We start from the raw sequence: 1,457 nt of genomic DNA, 5'->3' as shown, positions 1-1,457 counted from the left end.
AAGCCATTAAACTTTTAAAGTAAAAAAACATCATATTAACAAGTAAAATTTCTCTATTAATATGACTAAACAATAATATAGTTATATTATTATTTAATTTACATCTATTTACCATATAGTTAAAATCTTACTTAAAAAAATTAATAATAACTAACTTAATATAAACAATAACTGGATAATTAATAATAATTAATTACAAATTAAATAAAAAATTCAAAAAATAAGAATATTTAATGAATTTTTGTAAATAAAAATCTACAAAATTACAATATGAACTTTGGATATACCCAGGTACTTTTTATGGGATCTGTGCCCCGCATAAACTGCCTTCCTACCATAAAGAATATAATAGAACAAATAAAGGTGTTTCAATTTCATAACTATTACCTTATACACTGGAAATTATCAAATTATATCATAGTAGGTAACAGTAAAGCTGCAAAGGGTCTTCTTGTCTATCTAGAGGTAAGCAGCATCTGCACTGCTAATTCAATTTCACTGAGCCAATCATCGAGACAGCTGTTGTATCGTTAAGTCATTCATGCAAAGACCGCATTTAACGGCCAAGGTATTCCGCTACCTTAGGACCCTTATAGATAAGGCCGCCATTAATCGGGGTGTTCATCAAAACCTAATTAAATAATTAAGTAAATCTGTTACCCTACCGACATCGGGCAGACATCACACTCAATACTTAGATTTCTATCTTGGCAGAGTGCTTTGTTTTAATTAAACAGTCGTACAACACTATTTTATGATTCCTTTTACTATTTGATACTTAAATATCTATAGTAATGGTCCTCCTTATCCCGAAGTTACGGTAGTTAATTTGCCGAGTTCCTTAATGATTGTTCACTCAAACGCCTTTGTATACTCTACTTGCTTACTTGCGATAGTATTTAGGTACGGTTTATAATTATTTTTTTAAGATTTTTGTTACAATTTCCTGAACCTTTATCACTAAATAAAGATTTTGTTTACAAAAAATAATTATTATTATCATCATATAGACCCTTTGGGGTATATACTTAGATACCGAAATTTAAAATAAACCATAAGCTTAAGGCGAGGAAAAATAATATTTTCCTTTATCGTTACTCATGTCAGCATTCTCTCTTGGATTATCTATTATTTTTTTAACTTAAAAAAGATAAAATCTAAGATTTATCCAATGTTCCGCTACCCCGTATAATAATACGTACAAGGTTTCGGTATATTATTTAGATCCGTTATATTTTCGGTATTAATATCTAAAATATTTAATCAGTGCTCTGTTACGAGATCTTCAAAAAATGGCAGCTTCTAAGCCTATTTCCTGATTGTATTTGATAATAACATCCTTAATTTCACTCAATAATAATTTTGGAACCTTATTACTCTTGTTCTGGGCTGTTTCCCTTTAGACATACAACCTTATCGCACTATGTCTGATTATTCAACATTCATCTTTGCCATTC

General features: G+C 29.2%; 1 rRNA gene. It reads right to left on the bottom strand.

What is annotated here, in order from left to right:
* Positions 1-216: 216 nt before the first annotated feature.
* Positions 217-1,457, bottom strand: a 23S ribosomal RNA gene (locus ACYVBS_RS14560); the annotation flags it as partial.

The organism is Lysobacter olei (assembly GCF_054777355.1).
Note: the sequence above shows the minus strand (reverse complement) of the source record. Positions and strands in the feature narration are given on the sequence as shown.